General features: G+C 70.5%; 21 protein-coding genes and 2 pseudogenes. 11 read left to right on the top strand and 12 right to left on the bottom strand.

Translation table 11 applies throughout. The features are described from left to right. Positions 1-86 precede the first annotated feature (86 nt). Positions 87-1535 carry a cation:dicarboxylate symporter family transporter gene (locus ACIBIW_RS02315; RefSeq protein WP_399331001.1) on the bottom strand — a complete coding sequence of 483 codons (1449 nt, stop codon included), beginning with the start codon at positions 1533-1535 and terminating at the stop codon, positions 87-89. Positions 1536-1604: 69 nt separating this feature from the next. Further along, entirely contained in the window at positions 1605-2786 is a 1182-nt protein-coding gene (locus ACIBIW_RS02310) for a mandelate racemase/muconate lactonizing enzyme family protein (RefSeq protein WP_399330999.1), read from the bottom strand. Between the two features lie 100 nt (positions 2787-2886). Between ACIBIW_RS02310 and ACIBIW_RS02305 the strand changes: the two genes are divergently transcribed. The 5 genes from ACIBIW_RS02305 to ACIBIW_RS02285 all read left to right on the top strand — a co-directional run bounded on the left by ACIBIW_RS02305 (position 2887) and on the right by ACIBIW_RS02285 (position 8372). Next, positions 2887-3582, top strand: a complete 696-nt coding sequence (locus tag ACIBIW_RS02305; protein WP_399330997.1) for a GntR family transcriptional regulator — start codon at positions 2887-2889, stop codon at positions 3580-3582. Between the two features lie 55 nt (positions 3583-3637). Beyond that, the gene (locus ACIBIW_RS02300) at positions 3638-4297 is read left to right on the top strand and encodes a tetratricopeptide repeat protein (RefSeq protein WP_399330995.1); all 660 of its coding nucleotides are present in this window, start codon (positions 3638-3640) and stop codon (positions 4295-4297) included. A gap of 204 nt (positions 4298-4501) precedes the next feature. Further along, a complete protein-coding gene (locus ACIBIW_RS02295; protein ID WP_399330993.1) occupies positions 4502-6310 on the top strand; it encodes a pectate lyase in 1809 nt (602 codons plus the stop codon). Between the two features lie 239 nt (positions 6311-6549). After that, a complete protein-coding gene (locus ACIBIW_RS02290; protein ID WP_399330991.1) occupies positions 6550-7665 on the top strand; it encodes an ADP-ribosylation family protein in 1116 nt (371 codons plus the stop codon). A gap of 80 nt (positions 7666-7745) precedes the next feature. After that, entirely contained in the window at positions 7746-8372 is a 627-nt protein-coding gene (locus ACIBIW_RS02285; RefSeq protein WP_399330988.1) for an exonuclease domain-containing protein, read from the top strand. 47 nt (positions 8373-8419) lie between these two features. Here the strand turns inward: ACIBIW_RS02285 and ACIBIW_RS02280 are convergent, their stop codons facing one another. Then, a complete protein-coding gene (locus ACIBIW_RS02280; protein WP_399330986.1) occupies positions 8420-8758 on the bottom strand; it encodes an ANTAR domain-containing protein in 339 nt (112 codons plus the stop codon). Between the two features lie 328 nt (positions 8759-9086). Further along, complete coding sequence (locus tag ACIBIW_RS02275) at positions 9087-10325, bottom strand: cellulose-binding protein (RefSeq protein WP_399330984.1); 1239 nt, start codon at positions 10323-10325, stop codon at positions 9087-9089. A 226-nt stretch (positions 10326-10551) separates the two neighbouring features. On the opposite strand from ACIBIW_RS02275, the pseudogene ACIBIW_RS02270 reads away from it, so the two are divergent. Continuing rightward, positions 10552-11373, top strand: a pseudogene (locus ACIBIW_RS02270) (mobilization protein); the annotation flags it as partial. Positions 11374-11585: 212 nt separating this feature from the next. On the opposite strand, the gene ACIBIW_RS02265 reads toward ACIBIW_RS02270, so the two are convergent. The 4 genes from ACIBIW_RS02265 to ACIBIW_RS02250 are packed head-to-tail and all read right to left on the bottom strand — an operon-like array spanning position 11586 to position 15036. After that, positions 11586-12029 (bottom strand): NUDIX domain-containing protein, encoded by a 444-nt coding sequence (locus tag ACIBIW_RS02265; RefSeq protein ID WP_399330982.1) that lies wholly within the window; start codon positions 12027-12029, stop codon positions 11586-11588. Continuing rightward, entirely contained in the window at positions 12026-12655 is a 630-nt protein-coding gene (gene tmk, locus ACIBIW_RS02260; protein WP_399330980.1) for a dTMP kinase, read from the bottom strand. Before tmk ends, ACIBIW_RS02265 begins: the two co-directional genes overlap by 4 nt. Before the next feature lie 23 nt (positions 12656-12678). Beyond that, positions 12679-14220, bottom strand: a complete 1542-nt coding sequence (locus ACIBIW_RS02255) for a B12-binding domain-containing radical SAM protein (RefSeq protein ID WP_399330978.1) — start codon at positions 14218-14220, stop codon at positions 12679-12681. 12 nt (positions 14221-14232) lie between these two features. Next, on the bottom strand, positions 14233-15036 hold the full coding sequence (locus tag ACIBIW_RS02250) for a hypothetical protein (protein ID WP_399330976.1): 804 nt from the start codon (positions 15034-15036) through the stop codon (positions 14233-14235). 675 nt (positions 15037-15711) lie between these two features. On the opposite strand from ACIBIW_RS02250, the pseudogene ACIBIW_RS02245 reads away from it, so the two are divergent. After that, positions 15712-15885 (top strand): annotated as a pseudogene (locus tag ACIBIW_RS02245) (IS30 family transposase); the annotation flags it as partial. A gap of 218 nt (positions 15886-16103) precedes the next feature. Here the strand turns inward: ACIBIW_RS02245 and ACIBIW_RS02240 are convergent. Both ACIBIW_RS02240 and ACIBIW_RS02235 read right to left on the bottom strand, forming a co-directional pair. Next, a complete protein-coding gene (locus tag ACIBIW_RS02240) occupies positions 16104-18335 on the bottom strand; it encodes an MMPL family transporter (RefSeq protein WP_399330974.1) in 2232 nt (743 codons plus the stop codon). Next, complete coding sequence (locus tag ACIBIW_RS02235; protein WP_399330972.1) at positions 18335-18985, bottom strand: TetR/AcrR family transcriptional regulator; 651 nt, start codon at positions 18983-18985, stop codon at positions 18335-18337. The genes ACIBIW_RS02240 and ACIBIW_RS02235 overlap by 1 nt, the downstream gene beginning before the upstream one ends. 119 nt (positions 18986-19104) lie before the next feature. On the opposite strand from ACIBIW_RS02235, the gene ACIBIW_RS02230 reads away from it, so the two are divergent. The 3 genes from ACIBIW_RS02230 to ACIBIW_RS02220 all read left to right on the top strand — a co-directional run bounded on the left by ACIBIW_RS02230 (position 19105) and on the right by ACIBIW_RS02220 (position 21723). Further along, on the top strand, positions 19105-19878 hold the full coding sequence (locus tag ACIBIW_RS02230) for a DUF4097 family beta strand repeat-containing protein (protein WP_399330970.1): 774 nt from the start codon (positions 19105-19107) through the stop codon (positions 19876-19878). Positions 19879-20241: 363 nt separating this feature from the next. Further along, complete coding sequence (locus ACIBIW_RS02225; RefSeq protein ID WP_399330968.1) at positions 20242-20469, top strand: hypothetical protein; 228 nt, start codon at positions 20242-20244, stop codon at positions 20467-20469. 240 nt (positions 20470-20709) lie between these two features. After that, positions 20710-21723 carry a chitinase gene (locus ACIBIW_RS02220; protein WP_399330966.1) on the top strand — a complete coding sequence of 338 codons (1014 nt, stop codon included), beginning with the start codon at positions 20710-20712 and terminating at the stop codon, positions 21721-21723. 93 nt (positions 21724-21816) lie between these two features. Here ACIBIW_RS02220 and ACIBIW_RS02215 read toward each other — a convergent pair whose 3' ends face one another. Continuing rightward, entirely contained in the window at positions 21817-23082 is a 1266-nt protein-coding gene (locus ACIBIW_RS02215; protein WP_399330964.1) for a carbohydrate-binding protein, read from the bottom strand. A 126-nt stretch (positions 23083-23208) separates the two neighbouring features. Continuing rightward, positions 23209-23892: a GntR family transcriptional regulator gene (locus ACIBIW_RS02210; protein ID WP_399330962.1), complete on the bottom strand. Its 684-nt coding sequence runs from the start codon at positions 23890-23892 to the stop codon at positions 23209-23211. A gap of 444 nt (positions 23893-24336) precedes the next feature. Between ACIBIW_RS02210 and ACIBIW_RS02205 the strand changes: the two genes are divergently transcribed. Next, on the top strand, positions 24337-25167 hold the full coding sequence (locus ACIBIW_RS02205; RefSeq protein ID WP_399330960.1) for an alpha/beta fold hydrolase: 831 nt from the start codon (positions 24337-24339) through the stop codon (positions 25165-25167). Positions 25168-25172: the final 5 nt, after the last annotated feature.

Genomic DNA, 25172 nt, shown 5'->3' with positions numbered 1-25172 from the left:
CGCCGGGCGCCCGGATGCCAGGCCGTTCGCCCCCGGGCCCGCGCCTCCCCGTCGGCAGGGGCGGGTGTCTCCCCTCTGTACGGGGCCTACCGGCCGGTACGGGAGTCGGCGCCCCGGTCCGCGGTGGCTCCGCCCGAGGCCGCTTCCTCCGCACCGACCCCCTCAGCAGCCGCCCCGGAGTCATCCTGCCCCGGGAGCGCCGCCGCCCCTGGCGGGTCGGCCACCCCCGTGTCCGCCGCCACCCCCGTGTCGGGATACAGCACCTTCCGCGCCCGGTCCGCGTCGAAGTCGCCCTCCCACTTGCCGATCACGATGGCCGCGATGGCGTTGCCCAGGACGTTGATGAACACCCGTCCCTCGTTGAGGATGCGGTCGATGCCGACGATCAACGACAGCGCGGCCAGCGGCACATGCCCCACGGAGGTGATGGTGCTCGCCAGCACGATGAACGCGCCGCCCGCGATGCCCGCCGTCCCCTTGCTGGTCAGCATCATGATGCCCACCATCACCAACTGCTGCTGCCAGGACAGGTCCACGCCCACCGCCTGCGCGAGGAACAGCGACGCCATCGTCAGATAGACCGCGGACCCGTCCAGGTTGAAGGAGAACCCGGAGGGCACCACGATGCCCACCACGGGACGCCCCACGCCCAGCGTCTCCAGCTTGCGCACCAACTGCGGCAGCACCGCCTCGCTGGAACAGGTGCTCAGCGCCACCAGCAGTTCCGCCCTGAGGAACCGCATCAGCGCGAAGAGGCCGAACCGGCACACCCGCATCACCGCGCCCAGCACCACCAGTACGTAGACGACGCAGGTGGCGGTGAACAGCACGATGAGGAAGCCGAGGTGCTTCAGGCTCTCCGCGCCGTACGTGGCCACCACCGTGGCCAGCGCGCCCAGGGTGCCGATCGGCGCGAGCCGCATCACCCACCCCACGATGCGGAACACCACCTCGGACAGCGCGCGGATGCCGCTGGTCAGCGGCGCGGCCTGCTCTCCCGTGAGGTTGAGCGCGACCCCGAAGACGATCGACACCATCAGCGCGGCCAGGATGTTGTCCCCGGTGACCGCGCCGAGCAGGTTGCCCGGGATCAGCGAGGAGACGAAGCCGGTGAAGCTGGTGTGCTCCTTCGCCTCGGCGGGCACCGCGGAGGCGTCCAGCGTCGACGGGTCGACATGCAGCCCGGAGCCGGGCTGGAAGACGTTGGCGACGACCAGCCCTATCAGCATCGACACCAGCGAGAACACGATGAAGTAGCCGATGGCCTTGACGCCGATACGGCCCGCGGCGCGGAGGTTGTCCATGGCGGCGATGCCGGTGGTGACCACGCAGAACACGACCGGCACCACGATCATCTCGACCAGGCCGACGAACCAGTCGTTGAGCGGCTTCAGCTCCTTGGCGGTGCCGGGGAACAGCAGCCCCACGGCGATTCCGACGGCGGCGGCGAGCACCACCTGGAACCACAGCTCGCCCAGCAGCCTGCGCGGCAGCGGGCGGCGCCCGGCGCCCGGGGGCGCGGCGGTGTCAGTCATCCTTGGTGCTCCCTTGCACGAGGATCGGACGGGGCCCGGCGCCATGGCGGCTCACCCCTGGGTGGGTTACTAGCTGTGCAGCGCGCGCAGCACGCGGTGGAAGGCGGCCTTGCGTTCGAGGCCGATGCCGGGGGTGTCGGTGAGGGAGACCCGGCTCCCCGACACCACCGCGTCGTCCGCGAAGCCGCCGGTGGGCTGGAACTCGCCCGGGTACGACTCGTTGCCGCCGAGCTTCAGCGCGGCGGCGATGTGCAGGGAGAACTGGTGGCCGCCGTGCGGGACGCAGCGCCGCGACGACCAGCCGTGCGCCCGCAGCATCTCCTGCACGCGCAGGTACTCCACGAGCCCGTAGCTGAGCGCGGGGTCGACCTGGATCACGTCGCGGTCGGGGCGCAGCCCGCCGTAGCGGACCAGGTTGCGGGCGTCCTGGAGGGAGAACAGGTTCTCGCCGGTGGCGATGGGGCCCCGGTAGTGCTCGGCCACCGTCGCGTTCAGCCGGTAGTCGAGCGGGTCGCCGATCTCCTCGTACCAGAACAGCCCGTACGGCTCGATGGCGCGCCCGTACTCCAGCGCGGTGGCCAGGTCGAAGCGGCCGTTGACGTCGACCGCGAGGCGTGACCCGTCGCCGCCGAGTACGTCGAGCACCGCCTCGATCCTGCGCAGGTCCTCGGCGAGCGGGGCGCCGCCGATCTTCATCTTGACCACGTCGTAGCCCTGGTCGAGGAAGCCCCGCATCTCGTCCCCGAGGTCGGTGAGGGTCTTCCCCGGCGCGTAGTAGCCGCCCGCCGCGTAGACGAAGACGGAGTCGTCGGGCGCGCCGTCGCCGTAGCGGTCGGAGAGCCAGCGGTAGAGCGGCTTGTCCGCGATCTTCGCGGCGAGGTCGAACAGCGCCATGTCCACGACACCGACCGCGACCGAGCGCTCGCCGTGCCCGCCCGGCTTCTCGTTGCGCATCATCACGTCCCAGGCCTTGGCGGGGTCCAGTTCGCCGCCCTCGTCGAGCAGGTCGTCCGGCTCCGCGGCCAGCAGCCTCGGCAGGACGCGGCGGCGCAGGATCTCGCCCGCGCTGTAGCGCCCGTTGGAGTTGAATCCGTACCCCACCAGGGGCCGGCCGTCGCGGACGACGTCGCTGACGATCGCGACGACGGAGCAGTCCATGGTGCTGAAGTCGATCCAGGCGTTCCGGATCGACGAGCTGATCGGGACGGTGCCCTCGTGGACGGCGGTGATCTTCATCGGTGGTTCCCTCATATCTTATAAGATGCGAGCGCTGTTAGGGTGGGATGATCAGTGGGAGATGTCAAGGGCCCCGTCGCGGATCGCGGGCCCGGCGCGCGGAAGGACTCGGGGCATGGCGGGCGCGAACCTCTTCCTGAGCAAGAGCGATCTTGCCTATGCGGAGCTGCGCGGCAGGATTCTCTCCGGCGCGCTCCCGGCCGGCTCCCGGCTCGCGCAGTACGACCTCGCCGAGTCGCTGAACATGAGCATCACCCCGCTGCGCGAGGCCATCAGACGGCTCAGCAGCGAGGGCCTCGTGGAGGTCGAGACCCACCGGGACGTACGCGTCTCCGCGATGAACTCGGTGGAGGCCCGCCAGCTCTTCGAGGTGCGGCTCTCGCTCGACCCGACCGCCGCCGAACTCGCCGCGACCCGCCGCACCGACGAGGACGTCGCCGTGATGCGCGCGGCGGTGAACGGACTGCTGCCGGTCACCCGGCAGTGGGGCGAGGAGGCGCTGACCGCGCACCGCGCCTTCCACCAGGCGCTCTACCGCGCCTCGCACAACGACGTCCTGATCAGGCTGCTCGACGACCTCTGGGACAAGTCCGACCGCTACCGCCGCCTCGGCCTCGAACTGCCCCCGGGCGACGAGCCGCGCACCCGCGACCTGGACGAGCACCACCGTCTCGTGGACCTCGTCGTCGAGGGCCGCGCGCGGGACGCGTCCCGGCTGATGCGCGCCCACGTCGCGAACAGCCTCACCGCCTCCGCCATCAGCGCCCTTGAGGACCGCGAGGGGCGTGGGGACGGGTCCCGGGCGGGGTGAGGAGACTGGCCCCTGGGGACCGGGTCCCCTGACGTCCACGCGAAGGAGCGCCGGAATGGGCCTGTTCGGACGCAAGCGCCCGTCGTCGAGGAGCGCGGGCCAGGGCGGTGACGCCATGGCGGTACGGACGTTCGACCGGGCGAAACGGGAGTTCCTCGCGGGCCGCTTCGAGGCCGCCGCCGCGCTCTTCCGCGAGGTGGTGGCCCTCGCCCCGGACTCGCCGAACTCCCAGTACCTGCTGGGTGCTTCGCTGTTCAAGGCGGGCGACTCCGGTGCCGCGGCCGCCCCGCTGCGCCGCTCCGTCGAGATGCGCCCCGAGCACGCCGAGGCGCGGCTCGTCCTGGGCATGTCCCTCGGCAGGCTGGGCGAGTTCGCGGAGGCCGAGGTGCACATGGCGAAGGCCGCCTCGCTCGGCGACCGGCAGGCGCGGGGGCTGCTGCCGGGGATCGGCATCGACTACTGCCGGGCGTGCGGCGGCCCGGCACACTTCCGCGCGGGCGACAACGGCGACGGGGGCGACGGCGAGGGCGGCGAGGGTGTGGGTGGCGAGGGCGGCGGGGGGCCCGCCATCATCGTCACGGACATCAACGCCGGTATGAGGTGCGCGCGTTGCCACACGGTGCGCTGCGGCCCCTGCGCCACGGGCGGGCGGCTCGGCCCGATGATCCTCGACTGCCCCGACTGTGGCGGCCCGCTCGAAGTGCTGACGCGGTGAACACCGCGGCTGTACGGCGCTGAGCGCGCAGGGGCGCGGGGGAGGGGTCGCCGACCGCGCCCTGTCCTCCACGCCGCGTTCTGATAGAAAACCGCTGTCCACATACTTGTCCCTGCACCGCGCCCAAAGCTAGCCTCATTTCGGAAAGCGGAAGAACAGTTCAGCCACGCGAAAACCTTCTGCCGCATCGAGGAAGGCACGTACGTGAGGGAGAAGCCGCTCAGCCGTCGCACTTTCCACCAGTTGGCCGCCGCCACCTCGCTGGCCGCGGCCCCCACGGTCCCCCTGCTCGCCACACCGGCGCGGGCCGCGGAGCCCACGGGGGCGCACATCACCCGGGCCCGGGTCCGTACGGCCATGCGCAGAGCCGCAGTTCACATGGATGAACAGGTGTCCTACCGTGGCGCCTACGTCTGGAACTACCTGCCCGACCTGTCCGTCACCTGGGGCGAGATGGAGGCGCGGCGCACCATGTGCTGGGTGCAGCCGCCCGGCACCCCCTCCGTGGGCCACAGCCTGCTCGACGCCTACCACGCCACCGGCGACGCGCGCTTCCGCAGGGCGGCCGAGCGCACCGGGCTCGCCCTCGTCGAGGCCCAACTCCCCGTCGGCGGCTGGAACTACATCCACGACTTCGCGGGCGAGGAGTCCCTGCGCGACTGGTACGCGACCATCGGCGCGAACGGCTGGCGTCTTGAGGAGTTCCAGCACTACTACGGCAACGCCACCTTCGACGACGCCGGCACCTCCACCGCCGCCCAACTCATCCTGCGGCTCTACGTGGAGCGCCGCGACCCCCGCTTCAAACGCTCCCTCGACCGCGCCATCGCCTTCGTCCTCGCGGCCCAACTGCGCGGCGGCGCGGCCGACGGCGGCTGGCCGCAGCGCTTCCCCGCGCACCCCGGCTCCGTCAGCCGCACCCCCTGGCCCGAGCACCGCCCCGACTGGCTGCCGCGCGACGCCCAGCACGGCATGGAGGACGGCGACTACACCGGGTACGCCACCTTCAACGACGACGTGCTCGGCGAGAACATCAAGTTCCTGCTGATGTGCGTCTCCGCGCTCGGCCGCCGCGACCTGATCGCCCCCGTGCGGCGCGCGATGGAGTGCCTGCGCCGCCTCCAGCAGCCCGCGCCACAGGCGGGCTGGGGCCTCCAGCACCTCTCACGGGCGCGGGGCGGCAGGCCCGCGGGCGCCCCTGCGGGGGCACGCTCGTACGAGCCGAGGGCGCTCGCGAGCCACACCACCCAGACCAACGTCCAGCAGCTCTTCCATTACTTCCGGCTGACCGGCGACCGCACCTACCTCGACGGGGTGCCCGCCGCCCTGGACTGGCTGGACACCTGCGAACTGACCGCACGTCAGATCACGGAGAACCCGCTGCTCGCCGGGAACACCCACCCCACCTTCGTCGAACTCGGCACCAACCGCGCCAAGTTCACCCACCGCTTCGGCTCCGGCATCCGCAACGGCGCCTACTACTACGACTACGACCACCACGACACGCTGAGCCACTACTCCTCGGGCCGCAAGATCGATACCGCGGGCATGCGCGCCACCCACGAGGAGCTGGCCGCGCTCAGCGACGCCGAGGTCGCCGAACTGCGCGCCCGCTCACCGCTGACGGGCCACGGCCGCATCCCGCTGCCGCGGTACTACTCGCTGCGCGACATCACCCTGTCCGACCTGCTCAGGGACGCCCCCCTCGACCCGCCCGAGGTCCCGGCGGCGGAGGCCGCGGAGCTGGTGGCGGGACTCGGCGACCGCGACTACTGGCTCACCCCCCTCGACCAGATCACCAACCCCTACCGCGGCCCCGGCACCACGAAGCCCTACGACGGCCGCGCCTACATGAGCAAGAACGTCGGCGACACCCGGGACACCTCCCCCTACGACCCGAAGGACCCGCCCACCGAGCGCCCCTACGAGCCCGCCGACCCCCCACTCGGCATCAGCACCGAGGCGTACGCCGCCAACATGGCGCGGCTGATCGCGTACGTCGACCGGCACTGATCGCCTGCGGCGGCCGGCACCGAGCGTGTATGTCGACAGGCACCTGGCACCCCTCGCCCCGGCGCCGGGCGCAGCGCGCCGGGGCGTTCGGAACCGAGGGGCCCCGGGCGCCCTCGGCCGCGGCCCCCGGCACCGGGCGTAGTAACTTGAGGTCCTGCCCGGGGCCGGGCACTGCCGACGCCGCGGTACGCCCCCGTCCCGCCCCGCCTCACGCCGCGCCGCGCCGACCGGAGACCGCCATGGACCGCACCACAGCCGCCACCGCCGAGCGTGCCGAGTACCCGCGGTGGCGGGACGCCGTCTCCCCGGCGGCCCAGCGCGAGCAGGCCCGCGCGGACGCGCTCGCCGCGGTGGCGGGGGAGCGGGCGGCCGTCGAGGAGCGCTTCGCCGCGGACTGGGGCTTCGCACTCCCCGACTCCCTCTTCACCTACCGCGCCTTCCTGCACGCCTGCGGCCCGCTGGAGACGGAGGTCCTGCACGACCTGGACCTCGCCCCGTACGGGATCATGGACCTCTTCGACGCGCCGGGCCGCGAGCCCAGGGACGGTGTCGACGTGCGCGTCCACGGCCGCTACTACCGCGACCCGCCGGAGTTCCTCACCTTTATGCACGGCGGCAGCGACGGCCTCCACTACGGGCTCTGGTACGACGACGGCCGCACCAGCTCGGGCGTCGTCTCGTACTACAACAACGACGGCGGCGGCGTGGGACTGCCCGCCGGCACCCCGCTCGAAGCGGTGCGCGAGCGGCTTGAGCGGCACTGGCGCGACATCACCGACGCGCGATACGTCGACCCGGACGGCAGGGACGTCTACGGCACCCTTCCCGGCGAACCGGAGTGGGCGCAGCGGCGGCACCGGGTGCGGCTGCTGCGCGAGGTCCTGATGGCGTTCGACACCGGCGACCGCCCCGAGGAAGGCGCCGCCTACCACGAGCGCCACCGCCCCTCGCCCGAACTCTTCGCCCACGGCCACCCGGACCGCGCCGAGACCCTGGACGGCGCGGGCGCCCTCGCCCCCGGTGACACCGTGGCGCCCCGCGGCCGCCAGCGCCCGTACGACGACCACGCCTTCTGCTCGCAGTTGCGCAAGGAGCTGTGCGAGGACGCCGCCGCCCGCGAGGCCCGTACCGCCGAGGCGCTGCGCGCGTGCGCGGCAGGCCACCCGGCGGAGGCGCTGGCGCTCGGCCGCGACCTGCACTGGCTCAGCGGCGTGGGCGAGGGTTTCCAGACCGCCGCCGGTGAACTGCTGGCCGCCGCCTACCGCGCACTCGACCGCCCCGCCCTGGCCGCGATAGCCGGGGCACACCACCGCCACCGCGACCTGCCGACGGTGGACGCGCTCAGAGCGGAGTGAAGGGGCAAGTCGACAGGAAGGCGAACCGGCGCAATGACGAACCCGGCAAGCCGGCACCGAGGCAAGTGAGGGAGAACCCCGTGCCACACCCCACGTCCCCCGCCACCTTCGTGGTGGTCGACCTGGAGTTCACCACCTGGCCCGACGCGCTCGTCACGGACTGGGCGGGGCCGGGCAGGCGCCGCGAGATCGTCCAGATCGGCGCGCTCAGGCTGGACGCGCGGTGCACGGTCGTCGAGGAGTACGAGGCCCTGGTGAAGCCGGTCGCGAACCCGCGCCTGTCACCCTTCTTCACCGAGCTGACCGGCATCGACCAGCACACCGTCGACCGCGAGGGGCTGGAACCCGCGCAGGCGCTCGGCGACTTCCTCGGCTTCTGCCGCGGCCAGTCCGTGCTCTCGTACGGCAACGACATGATGGTGCTCGCGGAGAACACCGCGTGGGCGCGGGCACGCGGCGAGGAGATCAAGAACGGCTTCCTCGACCCCGCCTTCCTGAACATCCGCCCCTGGCTCAACACCCTGGCCCCGGCCACCGCCACGGCCAACTCGGGCCGCCTCTGGCAGGCGCTCGACCTGCCGCGGCCCGCAGAGGGCGCCGAGCACTCCGCCCTCTTCGACTGCTACTCCCTCGCGGCCGCCCTCGGGCATCTGCACACCCTCGGGCACCCGCTGCCACCGGGATGCGTACGGCCCACGGCCGGATGAGAACCGCTCCCCACCGCTCCCGCGGCGCCGCTCGCGCCGCGCCATGCTCACCGCTCCCGCTGTGAGGCGGCGAGGCCCCGGTGCAGCATCGGGCGGATGTGCTCGTCGAACTCCCCGTCCGCCGCGCCCTCGACCACCAGCGAGGCGACCTTCCTGACCTTGGTGTTGGTGTGCATGGACACTTCGCGCAGCACATCCCAGCCGTCCTCGGGCGAGACGCCGCCGAGAGCCACCAGGACGCCGATGGCCTGGTCGATGGTGGCGTGTGAGACCACCGCCTGTTCGAGCTGCGCCACCTTGTCCAGAAGGGCGAGACAGGTGGTGCAGGAGGGGGCGTCGCCGGGGGAGCAGGGACCTTTCACATCGCACACGGGTTGTGTAGTCACCTCTCCCAATGTGCTCCCCGGAACCGCTTCTTACAACCGTGTACCCCCCTCGATCCCCCTCGGACCTCCCTTCACCCGTCCTCCGATCGTGCCCTTGGCGTGCACGTTTCGCCGAATGTCACACTCTCCCGGTTTCACCTCCGCCGCGCTGGATAGTCGACCTGCACCGTGCCGTCGAGGGCGGCACGGGCGCGTCCCACCGGTTGGGCAGTCAGCCGGTGGGACGCGCACACTGTCCTGCCCCGCCCCGGGCACCAACTCCACCCGCCGACCGGCCCGTTCCCATGCCGGTCGGCCAACTGTCGTGTCACCGGGGCCACTTGCGCTGTCAGCCGGTCAACTCCGGCGTCTGCCAGTCGCGCCACTGGCCCAGGTCGCCCGACTTGCCCGCCGAGACCCTGAACACCCCTGGCGCGCTACCCGTGTTGAGCAGGAACTTCTGGATGCTCTGCTGAAGCGGCGCCTTCCACTCGCTCCTGACCGCGCAGTGCGTGCCGTCCTGGATATCGGACCAGTACGAGATGTTCGCACCGGCGCCGAGCGCCTTGTAGACCTCCGCGCCACCGAGCGCCGCCACGCTCCCCGACCTCGCGCCGAGCCAGTCGATGTGGGGGTTCTCCATGAGGAAGAGCCCACGCGGCGCGACCATCCCGATGATCTCGTGGGTGTCCACCGGCAGCCCGTTCGGGTTGCCCGTGTACGGGTTGAACGCGTCGCCGAACCAGGGCTGCTCCGAGTAGGCGCTGCTCAGCGGCTGGGACCCGCTCTCCCCCGGGATGCCGCGGAAGATCGGCGCGCCCGCGGTGCCTGACTCGATTGGCATGGTCAGCGCGATCCGCTGGTCGAAGGCGCCGGTGACGAAGGCGCCCTTGCCGTAGCGGGAGCAGCCGGTGACACCGGTCGCGCCCGCGTCGAGGACGCTGCCGTCGGACTGCTCGATGACGTCGATGATCCGGCTCACACCCCAGGCCCACGCCATGAGCAGCCCGGTGCTGCTCGACGAGCCGTAGAGGCTGTAGTAGGCGCCCTGCTTGTTGTTGCGCGGGGTGCCCTCCTTGCCGACGGCGAGCGGGTCGTAGTTGATGACGGCGGCACCGGAGGCGAGGATCGTGGCGGTGTCGGCGCCGAACCCCCCGAACACCACCACGGCCGGGAACGGCCCACTGCCGCTCGGCAGTTGCACACTGGCCGAGAAGCCGGCGCTCTTGCCCTGGTCGGAGACGTTCACACTGATGCCGGTGCGGCTGACACTGCCGCTGACGCTCTGCGGCGCACCGTGCTTCTCGCCGTAGACATAGGTCTCGGCGAGCTTCTTGATCTCCGACCGGCGGCAGCGCCAGTCGTCCTTGGTGGTGACACGGGTGCCGTCGATCCTGGTGAAGGGGTCGGGCAGCTTGGCGTTGCCGCCCGGATTCCCGGGACTCGGCACCGCACAGTCCGCCCCGTCGTCCTCACCGCCGACAGTCGGTACTGCGGCCTGCGCCCCGACGGCGGTCGTCATCAGACTCGCGACGCCCAACAGGGCGGCGACCATGAGCATCCGGGGCCGGTATCTCTGAAAACGCATGTGGGGGTCCTCTGTGAGAGGGCACGACCGGAACGATGGCCCCTGGTGAACGCCAGACCGACAAGCACGCCATGCCCCTGACAACCCTTGCCACCAAAGAGAGGCACAGCCATCAGAGCCCCAAACGCACCCACCGACCCCGCCCACACGCCCCAACCGCAACCCGGTGTGTATGGGAGCGCTCCCAATGTAGGGGGGTGGCGGAGGGGGCGGCAAGCGGGCGTTTCGGCCCAACCCTTGGTACCAGGCAACCGCCGCCACCGAACGCATCCCCCACCGCCTCGACCAGGACGACGATCAAGCCTCCCAGGCCCACCTCACCGCCCTCGGTGAAGCCCTCGATGCCCTCCCGCTCCTCGCGCCCCAGGCGCTGCGGCCCCAACTTCGTGAGGCGGCGACCGCATTCGAGCGTGCCACTCGCTCCCGCATCCAGGCCGAACACCATCACGCCCGCGCACTGCGCGGCGCCGTGCGGGCGATGGTCCGCGCACCGGCACCCAAGGACGGCGCCATCCTGGCGATGCTCCTTGACGCCGCGCTCCTCGTCGTGATCGCCGCCGCCCGCTGGCACCAGCTCCGCCAACACGACCAGCAAGTCGCCGCCGCCCAGCAGACCCTGCTCCACCTCCAGGCCGCCTACGACCAAGCCGCAGCCGCACCCCTGGCCGCTCTCGCGCAGCGCCAGCCACCCCATCAGGCCGTGGACCGGCACATCCGCCGCCTACGCCAGATAGTGCCCGAGCACGCGGAGCAGATCATCGAAGACCCCGCTTTCGCAGCCCTCACCACCGCCCTCGCCGAGGCAGAAACAGCCGGACACGACCCGGAACGGCTCCTCCAGCAGATCGCCGACCAACGTGCCCTGGACGACGCCCGCCGCCCCGCACGAGTCCTGACCTGGCGCATCCAACGCCTCAGCGCAAGGCCGGCACCCAGCGCACGAGCCCGTGCAGCACAGGCCCGAAGCACCACACAGCGCCCCACCGCCCCGGTCCACCCGGCAGCCGCCGTCCCAGCCCCGCAACCGTCGCACACACGGCGGCGCTGACCACGACCCCGTGGAAAGCCTGGGACTCCGGCGGCCTGACCCCATAGGCCACTCTCCATCCCCGCACCAGCGGCCCCGGTCTCCCCTCCCCCAAAGGCCCGGGGCCGCTGCCTTGTGCGAGGGCCCCGAACATCCTCCATGGGGAGAGCGGACAACCGGGATCCGAGCTACGGACGACGCCACGAGGGGTGGAAAAGGCGGCCGGTCCAGGTCTACTGCCAGCCGTGTTCTGTGAGAGGGCCGCTGTCGTCGAGGTAGCCGCGCAGGCCGGCCTCCGGGTACTCGATGATGTCGTCGGGCAGGTCGTGCACGGTGAACCACTCAAGGGCGAGGCACTTCTCAGGCTCCTTGTTGACGGGCTGCCCTTCCCATTCGGTGGCCTCGAAGAAGAAACCGATCCGCTCCACCTGCGTGTCCTGCCGGTGGTGCACGGTCTGGACCAGGCGAAGGTGAACCGGGTCGACGGTGATGCCGGTCTCCTCGTACAACTCCCGGGCGGCGCCGTCGGGAAGGGGCTCGCCTTGGTCGAGCTTGCCCGACGGCATGTGCCATCGGCCGTGACCGTAAGGGCCGCCACGTTGCGAGAAAAGGATTTTGTCGCCATCGCGGAGGATGACGTGGGTGTCGATGACGGGCTGTGCCGGTTGTCCGCTCATGTTCCCTGGGGGGTTGGATGGGTGGGTGCGGTGACCGACGCTATCGGCAGAGCCGGGATGGCGTCGGCGATTCGGCGTGCTACGTCCGATGGGGTGGCATTGTCGGTTTCGAGAAGCAGCACCTTTACCCCCTGCCTCGTCAGCTGGGATGCGGTATCGGCGTAGAGCTCGACTTCCCGGCCGGGCGCCGAGGGGTCGAGATGGAAGCGGTGGGTGACGCCGCGCGTTGCGATGCGTTCGGTGATGAGTCCCGGTTCCGCGGTGAGGATCACAGCGAGGTCCGGCAGCAGCGCGTGACGGTTGATGTCGAGCAGGAATTCCGAGGGCACCCCGTCGAGTCGTTGCAGGACCAGCGTCGAGGACAGGTAGCGGTCACTGATGATCAGTTCGCCGGCCTGCAGCGCAGGTTGTATCTCGCTCTCGATGTGCTCGTAGCGGTTGGCGGCCACCAGGCAAGCGAGCGCCAGGCCGTGGATCTGGTCGGCGTGGCTGCGGATGAACTGGCCCAGGTCGCTGGTGGTCGGTTCGACCGTCCGCCGTGCGGGACGCCCCTGGGCGGTGAGATGGTCGTGGAGCGCCTTCACCGTCGTGGACTTGCCGACCCCGCTGGGACCGTCGATCGTCACGAACCATCCTGTGCGCCTGCCCGTCACGCGGCGGCTTCCTTGGCCCCCTGGTTCCGGTCGTGCTGCTCTCTCGTGAGCATCGCCAGCGTCGCCCGGATCCGCTGGAGCGGCACGTCACCGAACTGGATGCCGACGGAGAAGTTGAACTCGTCGCGCTGTCGCATCGACTCGTCGGCGCCGTCACCCGTGAGATCGACGTCGCCGTATGCGAGGAGGGCTTCCGGGTCGTGGCCGGTCTGGATGAGGGTCTGCCAGATGGGCGTGCCCGGGTAGGGGCGGAATTCGAAGACACTGGCGCGCACGTCACCCGGGTGCTGGTCGGAAATCTGCCACAGGTTGCGGATGTGGCGGACGGTCGCGTCGAGGTCTTCCTGGCTTTCACCGGGAAAGCCCAGGATGAAGTAGCCCTTGACGCCGATGCCGTGTTTGACCAGGCGGCTTGCGACGCGCTCGGTCATCTCGGCGTTGATCCGCTTGTCCATCGCCTTCAGGATGCGGTCACTGCCTGATTCGATACCGAGGGCCACTTCGCGCAGCCCGTTGGAGACGAGGCGTTCGAGCTCGCTGTCGGAGACCCGGTCAAGGACGTTGATGCGGCCGGTGGCGTCCCACACGTACCGCTCGCCGATCCGGTGCCGGGTGAACGCTTGCATCTGCTCCTCGATGACGTTGCGCACGCCCAGGAACAGGTCATCGACGAACCGGAAGGCGGTCACACCGTACTTGTCGTGCAGCTGGTCGAGTTCGCCGATGATGTTCTCCGGGCTCCGGACCCGGATCGTGACGTCGGGGTTGGCGCTCCAGGCGGCACCGCAGAAGGTGCAGTTGTAGGGGCAGCCACGGCTGCCGACGATGTTCGCCTCCATGTGCCCGCTGCGGGCAGCGACCTGAACCCAGTCGGCGGGGCGGCGGGCAGCGAGGCGCCGGTCGGTTGCAGTGGGCGCGGCCTGGTAGGGGTCCTGGGGGAGGAAGGCGCGGTTGACGTACGGCAGGGCGTTGATGTCCGGGCCGAGCATCTGGGCGCTCGTCTTCGAGTCGGCGATGCCCGCGGCCCGGGTGCCGAGCAGCGGGTCACGCCAGAGCACGCCGGGCAGCTCCCGCCGACGCGTTCCATCCTCCAGGAGCGCAGTGACGCGCAGCTCCCCTTCGCCGAGGACGAGTGCCCGGAGGTTGGCCATGCGTGGGTCGGCCAGGACGCGGTCCGGCATGGCCTTGGCGTGGTGCCCGCCGACCATGAGAGCAATGGCGGGGTCGATCCGGGTGGCGATCCGGGCGGACATCTCGTAGGTGGGTGCGAGGAGGTTCATCGCGGCCCACCGGGGCTTGGCCCCGTTCACGATCTGCGCGGTCTCGTCGATGCCCAGACCGTGCGCCTCAGCGTCGAGGACGCCGACGTTGAAGCCGGCCTGCTGGGCGTAGGTGGCGATATAGGCCATGCCCAACACGGGAAGCGTGTAGTCGTTGGTGCGCGGTCGCAGGGTGTAGTCGCGCAGCGGCGCGTTCACGAACAGCGCGTCGAGCTCGCAGTTGGTGTCGGCGCCCGTGATCAGCTCTAACTGCCGCATGGATCCTCCAGGTCATGGGGCATGTGAGCCCCAGGTGAGGGTGGAGAGAGTCAGGGTGTGCAGGGCAGTGCGGTCGGTTCCGGCCCATCCGGTCCACAGCGGGCCGAACGCCTTGTCTTTCTTGTCGGGCCACGGGTGATCGGGGGCGATCTGAGCGGCCCAGGTGCGCACGGCGAGGTCGTCGTGCGGGTAGATGCTGAAGTCGCCGGTGAAGTCGGCGGTGGCCGCAGCGGCGGTCCACGGACCGATGCGGGGGATACCCGTCAGCGCGGTGACCAAATCGGCGGCGTCCAGGTGTTCCCACTCGGTGTGTTGCTGCTCGTAGTCGGCAGCCGCGGCCTGCAGGGCGGTGCGGTGGAACTTTGCTCCGACGCCGGTGAACTCTTCGTCGGCCAAGGCCAGGACGTCGGCGGGCGTGGGTGACACGGCGAACTCACCGAACGGACCCTGGACAGTCGTACCGAACGTGCGGCACCAGGCGCGGTACAGCTTGCGGGCCTGGTCGGCGCGTACCACCTGCCGCAGGATCGCGGTGCTGATCGCGTCCCACAGCCATGGGTTCGCCAGACGCTGGGTGACGCCGAGCTCGTCGAGTCCGGCCCGCAGCGCAGCGGGGACTGTGGCGGGCAGGCAGGCGGGGTCCGTTGGGACGAACGTGGGCTTCACGTCTTCGGTGCCCTGCACACACTGCATGTGCAGGCCCTCCCTGTCGTGGGACAGGACCCAGATACCGGAGGCCGTACGGACGGCACGCGCGAGTGTGCCGTTCTCCTGCGAGTGCCAGGCGGGGTGATCGGTCGTCAGGACGCCGGTCATCGATCGCTCCTCGTGTTGTGCTTTGTTTCGCCGTAGCCTCTCGCACCACGGGGGTTCGGGGCGCCACAACCAGCACAGCCCTGTCCCTGGCTCTGCTGCTCGCCGGATCCGTTCTCGTCTGCCATGTGGCGTTCCCTTCGTCAGAGGCGGTCGGCTGCCGCCCCCTGAAGTAAGCGAGCGCCTGCAGCTTGAGGCGGTCGAGGCTCTGCTCGCACGCGTAGAGCGGGACGCGTTGCCCACCCCACCGCACCGGGCCGAGCCAGATCACCAGGACACCGGTACGCCCGCAGCCGAGCCAGCAATCACCGGTGATCCACGGCCACTCCATGGAAGGACATCCCCTTTCTCATCTGGTCGGGATAGTCGATCTGGCGGCCTGGCAGTTGGGAGCGCAGGCCCAGAGCTGAAACGGCAGGCCCCGGTGGCGTATCTCGCCCAGCCGTCGACCGCTCGCTCCCAGTGGCCGGGCACAGAGAGCGCAGTCCATGGCCATCTGCTGGCGGGGCCGGAGTCGGGCCAGATCCGGAAGGGGCGAGGGTGCCGTCGCCGGGATGCTCACTTGCCGCCCTCGGTACGGAGTTCCGCCCAGACCTCTTTGCCCCAAGGGCGTCTGTCCGAGCCGTGCAGGTCATCGCCGCATGCCGCCCAGTCCCGCGCCGACGCCCGCCGGCCACGGCCAAGGCACTGCGAACGGGCCGCACGATGCGCAGGTCGCACCGCCAGTCCTATCGGCGCCGGCCCCGCATGGCCAGGGACATGGCGATGATCAGCGAACGGCCCGCCGAGGCCGCCGACCGGGCCGTCCCGGGGCGCTGGGAGGGCGACCTCATCACTGGATGCTGTCGCACCCGAGCTGAACAGCCGACCGCGCAAACGCTCGGCTGGGAAACCCCAGCCGAGCGTCTTGCTAAGCCCTGGCAACAGCCAGTTGGTCAACTTGTGTTGCAACGACCCCTGGAAGACGCAGAGGGCGGAGGGGCCTGCGGCGTGCAGCGCACATATGGCACACATGCGCCTGTGCCCATCCCTGTGGGAGCTGCGCCCGGGAGATGGCCGGATCGTCGGCGTCACAGGCGGGATGTCACGCTCGTGATCTCGCGGCTTGTGCTGCTCGTCTCTGATTCCGGGCTGCCCAGGCCGGAGCCCTCGACGTCGAGGTCGGGCAGGGCACGCGCGAGTGAGCGGGGCAGCCACCAAGCGCTCTTACCGGCGAGTGCGAGCACGGCCGGTACCAGTGTCATCCGTACGAGGAAGGCGTCGAAGAGGATTCCTGCGGCGAGGCCGAGCGCGATGGGTTTGAGGGTGAGGTCTTCGGTGGTGGCGAAGCTCGCGAACACGGAGAACATGATCAGTGCGGCTGCGGTGACGACGCGCGAGGCGTGACGTGATCCGGTGATCACCGCTTCGTGGTGGCTTCCGGTGCGGACGTACTCCTCGCGCATACGGGAGACGAGGAAGACCTCGTAGTCCATCGCCAGTCCGAACAGGACGGCGATCAGGACGATCGGCATGAAGCTGAAGACGGGCCCGGTGGTAGTTACGCCGAACAGCCCTGCGAGCCAGCCCCATTGGAAGACGGCGACGACGGTGCCGAGTGCCGCGCCCAGCGAGAGCAGGAAGCCGATGGCGGCCTTGACGGGGATGACGAGCGAGCGGAAGACCAGGAGCAGCAGGAGCAGTGCGAATCCGACGACGACCGCGCCGAACGGCAGCAGTGAGTCGCGCAGCCGGTCGGATACGTCGATCGCGGCGGCGGTGGAGCCGGTGACGAGGATGTCGGCGCCCGCCTTCGCGCCCAGGGCCGGGATCGCGGAGCGGATGTCGCGCACGAGCTGTTCCGTCTCCTCCTCCCGAGGCCCTTTCTCAGGGACGACGGTGAGGATGGCGGTACGACCGTCCGTGCCGATCTGCGGTGCGCCGATGGAGGCGATCCCCGGCAGACCGAGCTGCTTGAGGCCGGCCGTGACGTCGGCGGCCGCGGGTTTCGGGTCACCGTCCGTGGGCTGGACGAGGACGAGCAGTCGCCCGTTGTTGCCGGGCCCGAAGGAGTCGGAGATCTGGTCGTATGCCTTTCGTTGAGTGGAGTCGGGCGCAGCGGTGCCGTTGTCCGGCATGGCCAGGGTGAGTTGGAAGGCCGGAATCGCGAGGACGGCAAGGCCGAGGACGATGGTCAGCACGGTGGCGAGGGGGCGGTGGGTGACCAGGCGGGCCCAGCGCTCGCCGCCGTTGCGCCCGTCCCCGTTGCTGCCGCTTCCGGTCGCGTTCCGTTCCCGCCGGTCGGCCCGCGACCCGGGTCTTGGCCGTATGCGCTCCCCGGCCATTCCCAGCAGCGCGGGCAGCAGAGTGATCGCCACCGCCACGGCCATCAATACGGTCCCCGCCGCCGCCAGACCCATGACGCTCAGGAAGGGGATACCGACGACCGTCAGCCCCGCCAGCGCGATGACCACGGTGAGCCCCGCGTAGACCACGGCGCTGCCCGCGGTCGCGGTCGCACGGGTCGCCGATTCCTCGGCCCCCATCCCCCTGGCCAGTTGTTCACGGTGCCTGGACAGGATGAGCAGCGCGTAGTCGATGCCCACGGCGAGGCCGACCATCAGTGCCAGGCTCGGTGCGGTGGAGGAGACGGTGGCGATGTTCGACACCAGCAGCAGCCCCAGCAGCCCGGTGACCAGCCCGATCAGCGCGGTCAGCAGGGGAAGCCCGGCCGCCAGGAGCGACCCGAAGGTGAGAGTGAGCACGAGGACCGCGACCGCGAGGCCGATCACCTCGCCGATGCCGGGGGACATGCCTGCGGTGCTGTAGACGGTGCCGCCGACCTCGGCGCGCAGGCCGCTGGTCCGTGCCGACTCGGCGATTTCCTCCAAGGCGGTGACGCTGGAGTCCTCCAGCGCGTCGCGCTTGATCGGGTAGAGCACCTGCGCGAGCGCCGTACGGCCGTCGTCCGACACGCTCTTGGCCCGGAACGGGTCGACCGCGCGCTCGACCTGGGGCGCCTTCGCCGCCTCCCGCACCGCCTTGCGGATGACGGCGCGATGGGCAGGGTCCTCGACCGTCTCGCCCTTCGGGGCCACGAAGACAAGTTGCGCGGTGACTCCGGTGGAGGACGGAAGCGACTTCTCCAGTACATCGATGCCCTCCTGCGACTGCGAGCCCGGAATGGTCGCCTCGCTGTCCAGATGCGAGCCGAACACCCCTAGTCCGCCGCCAACCAGCGCAATCAGCAGCAGCCAGCAGGCGAGGAACCGTCCACGGTGACGGAATGCCGCCCTGCCGAGGGAGTGGAGCAAGGTGGCCATCAAAGGTCCTTCGGTCGTGAGCCCTGGTCAGGAGGGTCGATCAGCGCGGCGAGGACCGCGGACAGGGCCTGCTCCACAGCCTCGACGCCGACTTCCTCCGGGTCGGCGAGGTGTTCCATGGACAGGCCGTTGGTCAAGCAGTGCAGGATCAGCCCGGCCAGCTCCGGGCTGACGGCGGGCTGGGCTCCGGTACGTTCGACGACTTCGTCGACGGACCTGGCCGCCGCTGCCCGCTGGGCACGTCGCATCGGGGTGACGACGTCCCTGGCCTGTTCGTCATGGGCTGCACGCGCCGCGAGTTCCAGCCCGAGCCGGCCCCGTTCGGTGTCCCCGACGATCCGCCTCGCGACCAGCCGGGCCGCCACGCTTACTGCCGCGGCTGGTTCGTCGATGTCACGGACCTCGCCCAGCACGGTGGCGTGTTCACCGTCGGAGCCCTCACCGAGGATCGCGCCGAAGAGTCCCTGCTTGCTGCCGAAGTTGGAATAGACAGCGCCCTTGGTGAAGCCCGCCGCATGGGCGATGTCCTCTACCCGGCTGTCCTCGTAGCCCCGCTCGGCGAACACGCGCGCCGCGGCTGCCAGCAGTCGACGGCGTACCTCCTCGCGGCGAACGCGCGGGGTCGGGCCCGATGGATGCGTTTCCGTCATACCCGACAGCATGGCATACCTTGAGTATTGAGTACCACTGGTACTCAATACTTTCAGTACTGAATGCTGTTAGGGTCGCGCTCACGTTCTGCACCGCCCCTGATTCCCGGAGGCATCCCGTGGCCACGCCCCACCGCACGACACGCATACTCCTTCTCGGCGGAGGCGCCTTCCTGGCGCTGTCGTTCGCCGCGCTCGTGGCGAGCGGTGGCTCGGTGGACGACGAAGGGCCGGAGAAGCGCAGCTTCAGACCGCCCGGTGAGCGGCTCACCATCGCCAAGGGGGACGGCGACATCGATATCCGCCCCGCCGACATCGACGAGATCGAGGTGACGCGCCGGTTCTCCGGATGGGCCACACTCGGTTCCCCCGAAGCGCATTGGGAACTCAGGGACCACACCCTCACCCTGGCCACCGACTGCGGGCCCGTCGGACGGTGCGAGGCGCACTACGAGGTACGCGTACCAGAGGACATCGCGCTGACCGTCGAAGGTGACAGCGGAAAGATCACCGCTTCCGGGTTCGGCACCCCCTTGCACATCCGCTCGGACAACGGCGCGATCTCCGCCAACGACATCTCGGGCCGCCTCACCCTGGCCACCGACAGCGGCGAGCTGCGCGGCACCGGGATCACCTCGCGCCGTGTCCAGGCCGACTCCCAGAACGGAGACGTCCACCTCTCCTTCGCCCGAGTCCCCGACCAGGTGAGAACGGAGACGGAGAACGGCGCGGTAGAGGTGGAGGTACCGGACACGGACGCCGTGTACAAGGTCAGGACCGCGACGGACAGCGGCGACGTACACACCGGCATACCCAAGGACGCGAACAGCCCCCACGCGCTTACGGTACGGTCCGAGAGCGGGGCGATCACATTGCGCACGGCTGGCAAGTAGGACCCCGGTGGAGAGAACGTGTCACTGCCGCCCTGCTCGATGATGTCCAAACCTTCCGCGGTGCTTACCTCCCCACCGGCGGGGTCTCACCCCCCACCCCCTCACCGCCCCCAGGCGCTCTCGAACTCCTCCGCCGAAATCGCTTCCAACGGGTCTTCGTCGGGGTCTATTGCCTGGTCTGTCAGGGTGCCGTGTCTGTCGAGTGCTCGGTAGTAGGCCCTGGTCGCTGCCGTGATGCGCTCTTGGTCGTGCGCGCGTTCATGGTGGCAGGGGTGGGGCGGTGGCGCAGTAGCCTGGGGAGGAGAGGGTGGGGTTTGTGGGGATATGTCGCCCTTCGGGCGACCCGGGTAGAAGGAGTGGGTGATGGAGGTGGTGGGGACGCTCATTGCGCTTGCGGGGCTCATCGTGCTCGTTTTTGTGGGGGTCGTGGTGATTCACCTGCTCAACGGGCAGCGGGCCGGCATGATCGCCGAGCATCGGTTCTGGCGTGCGCGGCGCGCGCCCGCGGGGGCCAGTACGCGTGGCTGGGACGCGCCCACGCGGCACTCGCGCCTCCGGCTGCCCTCGCGGCACGGGCGTCGCGCCTCATGAGTACGCCCTCCGGGGTGTGTTGACGTATCGGACGTCCGGGGCGAGAACCGTGCGAACCGCCCACGCGTAGTCCGCGAACCCGTGTTCCGACCCTTGACGGCCGCTTTGGTCTAGTCCAAATATGGGACGCACGCCTGCCGCTTCCGTGGCTCGGGCGGGAGTCGCCTTCCGCCTCGCGGGGCGGCGGTCCCCCCACGCTTGTCACGGAAGGAAACGAACGTGCGTCCCTTTTCGTTTGGCATGTCCACATCCAAGAAGGCTTCCCGGGTCGCTGTCGGCGCCGCGGTTGCCGCGCTGGCCGCCGGTGCCACCTTCGCGGCCATGCCCGCCGCCTCGGCCGCCCAGGACGGCGCCCAGGTGACGGCGGGCAGCGGCTTCGCCCCGTACACCGACATGTCCAACAGCAACGAGGGCCTGCTGGACACCGCCATCACGGGCCACGGTGTGAAGTCCTTCACCGCGGCCTTCGTGCTCGGCTCCGGCTGCGACCAGATCTGGGGCGACACGCTCCCCGTCGGCGACGACTCCGTCACCGACCCGCTGATCGAGAAGGCGCAGGGCGAGGGCGCCGACGTGATCATCTCCTCCGGAGGAGCCGCGGGGCTCCCGCTGGCCTGGACCTGCACCGACCAGGACGCCATCGTGGCCGGCTACCAGAAGATCATCGACTCCTACGGTGTCGACTCCCTGGACTTCGACATCGAGGGCGGCGCCATCGCGGACACCGCCGCAGCGACCCGGAACATGGAGGCGCTGAAGACGCTCAAGGCCGACAACCCCGGCCTCACCTTCTCCGTCACCCTGCCGGTGCTGCCCGACGGCCTCACCGCGGACGGCGTCAACGTCGTCAAGGCGGCGGCCGACGCGGGCGTCAAGATCGACGTCGTGAACATCATGACGATGGACTACTACCAGGGCGACCAGGACATGGGCCAGGCCGCGATCTCGGCCGCGCAGGCCACCATGGACCAGATGAAGTCCGTGGACTCGTCGTACGGTTACGGCAACCTCGGCATCACGCCGATGATCGGCGTCAACGACGACAACTCGACCTTCACCCTGGACAACGCCTCCACGGTGGCGAGTTGGGCGAAGTCCAACGGTGTCGGCCGGCTCTCGTACTGGTCCGCCAACCGCGACACCTCCTGCGCCGCCGCGAAGGCCGAGCACCCCTCGATGAAGATCGACGCCTCGTCGACGTGCAGTGGCGTCGACCAGGCGGAGCTGGCCTTCGCGGACGCGTTCAACGGCTGAGCCGTCCCGCCCACCTCGGCGGTCGTCGGGGTACGGCACCGGGGCGCACCCCCAGTTCGGGGTGCGCCCCGGCCACATCTGAACCCCGGCGGGTCAGCCGCAGGCGCCCTCGTCTTCCCAGGCGCCCCACTCACCGGTGCTGCCCGGCTGCTCGCCCTGGCTCCACCACTTGGCGCGCCAGGTGTGACCGCCGTATGTCACCTCCTGGTCCGCGGTGTACGCGGTCGCGGAGTCCCACGCCGCGGCGGAGCAAGTGCCGCTGCCGGGCGGGTCCGTGGGGCCGGTGGGCGGCTGGTCGGGCGGGGTGGCCCCGGCGAACTCGGCGCTGTACGCGGCGAACTCCCACGCCGACTGCGGCACACTGCTGCATGTGCCCGAGGTACGGCCGCCGTTGTCGGGCGGGCTGCACTGCCGGTCGCGGTTGAGGGACCAGAAGGTGAAGCGGGCCATGCCGTGCGAGGTGGCGTAGTCGAGGACGGTGCGGAAGGCGTCCTGGGGGAACATCTCGCCGGTGTCGCTGCGGCCGTTCATGCCGGAGAAGCCCTCGTGGGCGTAGGCGGTGGCCTCGTCCCAGCCGAAGGTGGAGCGCAGCAGGCCGTTGAACGCGGTGAGCGCGGCGGTCTGCGCCGAGGCGCCCTCGAAGCCGCCGTCGAACGGCATGATGGAGAAGTTGCCCGGCGTGAAGCCCTGCGCCTTGGCCTCGTTCAGCATCTGCTGGCCGAACCAGCCGGTGCCGGCCGCGGTGCCCGCGGTGGTGACGGAGACGTAGAGGCCGGGGTTGTTCTGCTGGAGGATCTTCGCGGCGCCGATCTCGTTGTGGACCGCGGCGGTGTTCTCGTACTCCGGCTCCTCCAGGTCGAAGTCGATGGCGTGCAGCCCGTACTTGGTGATGACCTGCTGGTACGCGGCCGCGGTGTCCTCGGGGGTGGAGCACGCCTGGCCGAGCTTGGTGCCGTTGTAGCCGCCGATGGAGATGGAGACGTCACCGCCCTTGGCGCGGATGGCGTCGATCACCCCCGCGACGGCGGTGTCGTCGGCGACGGGCGCGGTGCCGTCCCAGGTCGGGGTGCAGCCGCCGCCGTTCGGCGCGAGGATGAAGGCGAGCTGGAACGCCTTGAGGCCGCTCGCGTCCATGATGGCGGTGGCGCTCGGCGGGTCGTTGTCGAGCGGCATCAGATACGGCGCCGCTGCGTACCAGCGGTCGGGCAGGGGGTCGGCGGCGGCGTGGCTGTCGGCGGCGAGCCGGTCGCCCGCGGTGTGGCCGTCGCCCGTGCCGGCCGCCGCGGCGATTCCGCTGACCCCGGCGGCGGCCAGGGCGAGCGCGGAGAAACCGGTGAGAAGGGAACGCAGACGTCTCATGTCCATGTCTCCCGGGAGGGGTGAAGGGGCCCTCAGCATCCGGGAGTTGTCTAGACCAAGTCAAGAGTCAGGTCCAGACCAGATGGGGAGACGGGGGCGGCGCGGGGTGTGCGGGGTGCGTGCGGTTCAGAGTTGCTGGAGGTCCGCGCCCTCCGCGAGGCGCGGCAGGGCCGCCGCGGCGGCGTTCTCCACATGGCGGCGGCAGAGTTCCTCCGCGCGGGCGCCGTCGCCCGAGACCGCGGCGTCGCAGATCGCCTGGACCTCCGCGATGGACTGCTTGGCGCGCCCCGGCTCCAGCAGGGAGACCACGCGGACCAGGGTGACCCGGCGGTTTATCGAGTCCAGGATCTGCTTCAGCTCGATGTTCTGCGCGCCGCCCACCAGGACGCCGTAGAACTCCGTCTTGGCGATGGAGAGTTGGCGGGTGTCGTCGGCGACCTCCTCCAGGTGCAGCAGCGCCGCGCGCAGGGTGCGCCGCTCCTGGTCGCTCGCGCGCTCGGCGAACAGCCGCCCCGCCATGCCCTCAAGGGCCGAGCGGACCTCGTAGATCTGGCGGGCGTCCTCGACGGAGAGGGTGGCGACCACGGTGCCGCGGCCGTTGGTGGAGGAGACGAGGCCCTCCGACTCCAACTGGCGCAGCGCCTCGCGCACGGTGGCACGGCTCGCCGTGGTGGTCTCGCAGAGTTCGCGCTCGACGAGCACCTGTCCTGGCATCAGGCGCAGTTCGGTGATCGCTTCGCGGATCTGGGCAGCGACCTGGTCACGGATCAGTGCGGGCGGGCGGGCGACGGCGGTACCAGAAAAGCTCACCCCAGGATGATGACACAGATCTGACGGACAAGAGAACGCTTCTGTCCGTTGTAGGACAGGTCGGGTGGCTGGCTTGATGTCGACCGTCGAAGGGTCGCCTCCGGTGCCGCCGCGGCCGCGGCCCGCTCCGCCCTGATGCCGGCCCATGCGGGCTGGACACCGGGCGCGAGGGGTCGCCCACCCTGTGTGCGTGGCCGCCCTGACGTGCGGGTCCGTTGTGTTCTGGCGGGGTTACGCGCAGGTTTTTTCCTGACGTCGGCTATTGACCTGTCAGATAGCTAACGACAGACTGACTCATCTCCAGAGCACCTGTGGTTCAGGTCACGCCAGGGTGCCGGTCGGCCGGACGCTTCGGGGTAAACCGGATGAAACGGTCGGTCCGGGCAGGCTGTGCGCGTCCGGTGAGAACCAGGGCAAGAGCCGAGACAAAGGGAGGTCGTCGGAGTGGAGGAGGCCAGTGCGCCGGCAGCGGCGGGGGAGTGTTCCCCGGCCATCACGCCGCACCACGTCGTCGAGGGCAGGTCGGGCGGGGGAGTGCCGACCGTGCTGATCCACGGCGTGGGCTCCGACCTCGGCCGCTGGGACGCGGTCGCGGCGGCACTGGCGCCGTACGGTCCCGTCGTCCGCTACGACCTGCGCGGCCACGGCGCCTCGCCCAGGCCGCCGGGCCCGTACACCATCGACGACTTCGCCGCCGACCACATGGCGCTGATGGCCAGGCTCGGCATCCGACGGGCCCATGTGGCCGGGTTCTCGCTCGGCGGCCTCATCGCGCAGAAGGTCGCGCTCGACCACCCGGAGTCCGTCGACAGGCTCGTCGTCATCAGCGCCGTCGCGGGCCGCACCCCCGAGCAGCGCGAGGCCGTACGCAAGCGCCTCGAAGCCGTCGAGGAGGGCGGTCCCGGGCTCGTCGCCGACGGCGGCGCGCGCTGGTACACCGACCGCTTCAGGGCCGAGCACCCCGAGGTCGTCCGCGCCCACCTCGACCGCTTCCGCGGCAACGACCCCGCCGCCTACGCCGCCGCCTTCCGGGTCCTCGCCACCACCGACCTGGTGGACGAGCTGCCCGGGATCACCGCGCCGACGCTCGTCATGACCGGCTCGCTCGACGTCGGCTCACCGCCCGCGATGGCCGAGGCCATGCACGCGCGGATCGCGGGCTCCCGGCTGCTGATCGTGCCCGGCGTCAAGCACGCCATCTTCGAGGAGGCACCGCGGACCGTCGCCGACGCCGTCACCGGATTCCTCCACCCGCAGCCGCCAGGCGACGCCTGACCCAC

The sequence above is a fragment of the Streptomyces sp. NPDC050560 genome (genome assembly GCF_044457285.1).
Taxonomy (GTDB): Bacteria; Actinomycetota; Actinomycetes; order Streptomycetales; family Streptomycetaceae; genus Streptomyces.
Note: the sequence above shows the minus strand (reverse complement) of the source record. Positions and strands in the feature narration are given on the sequence as shown.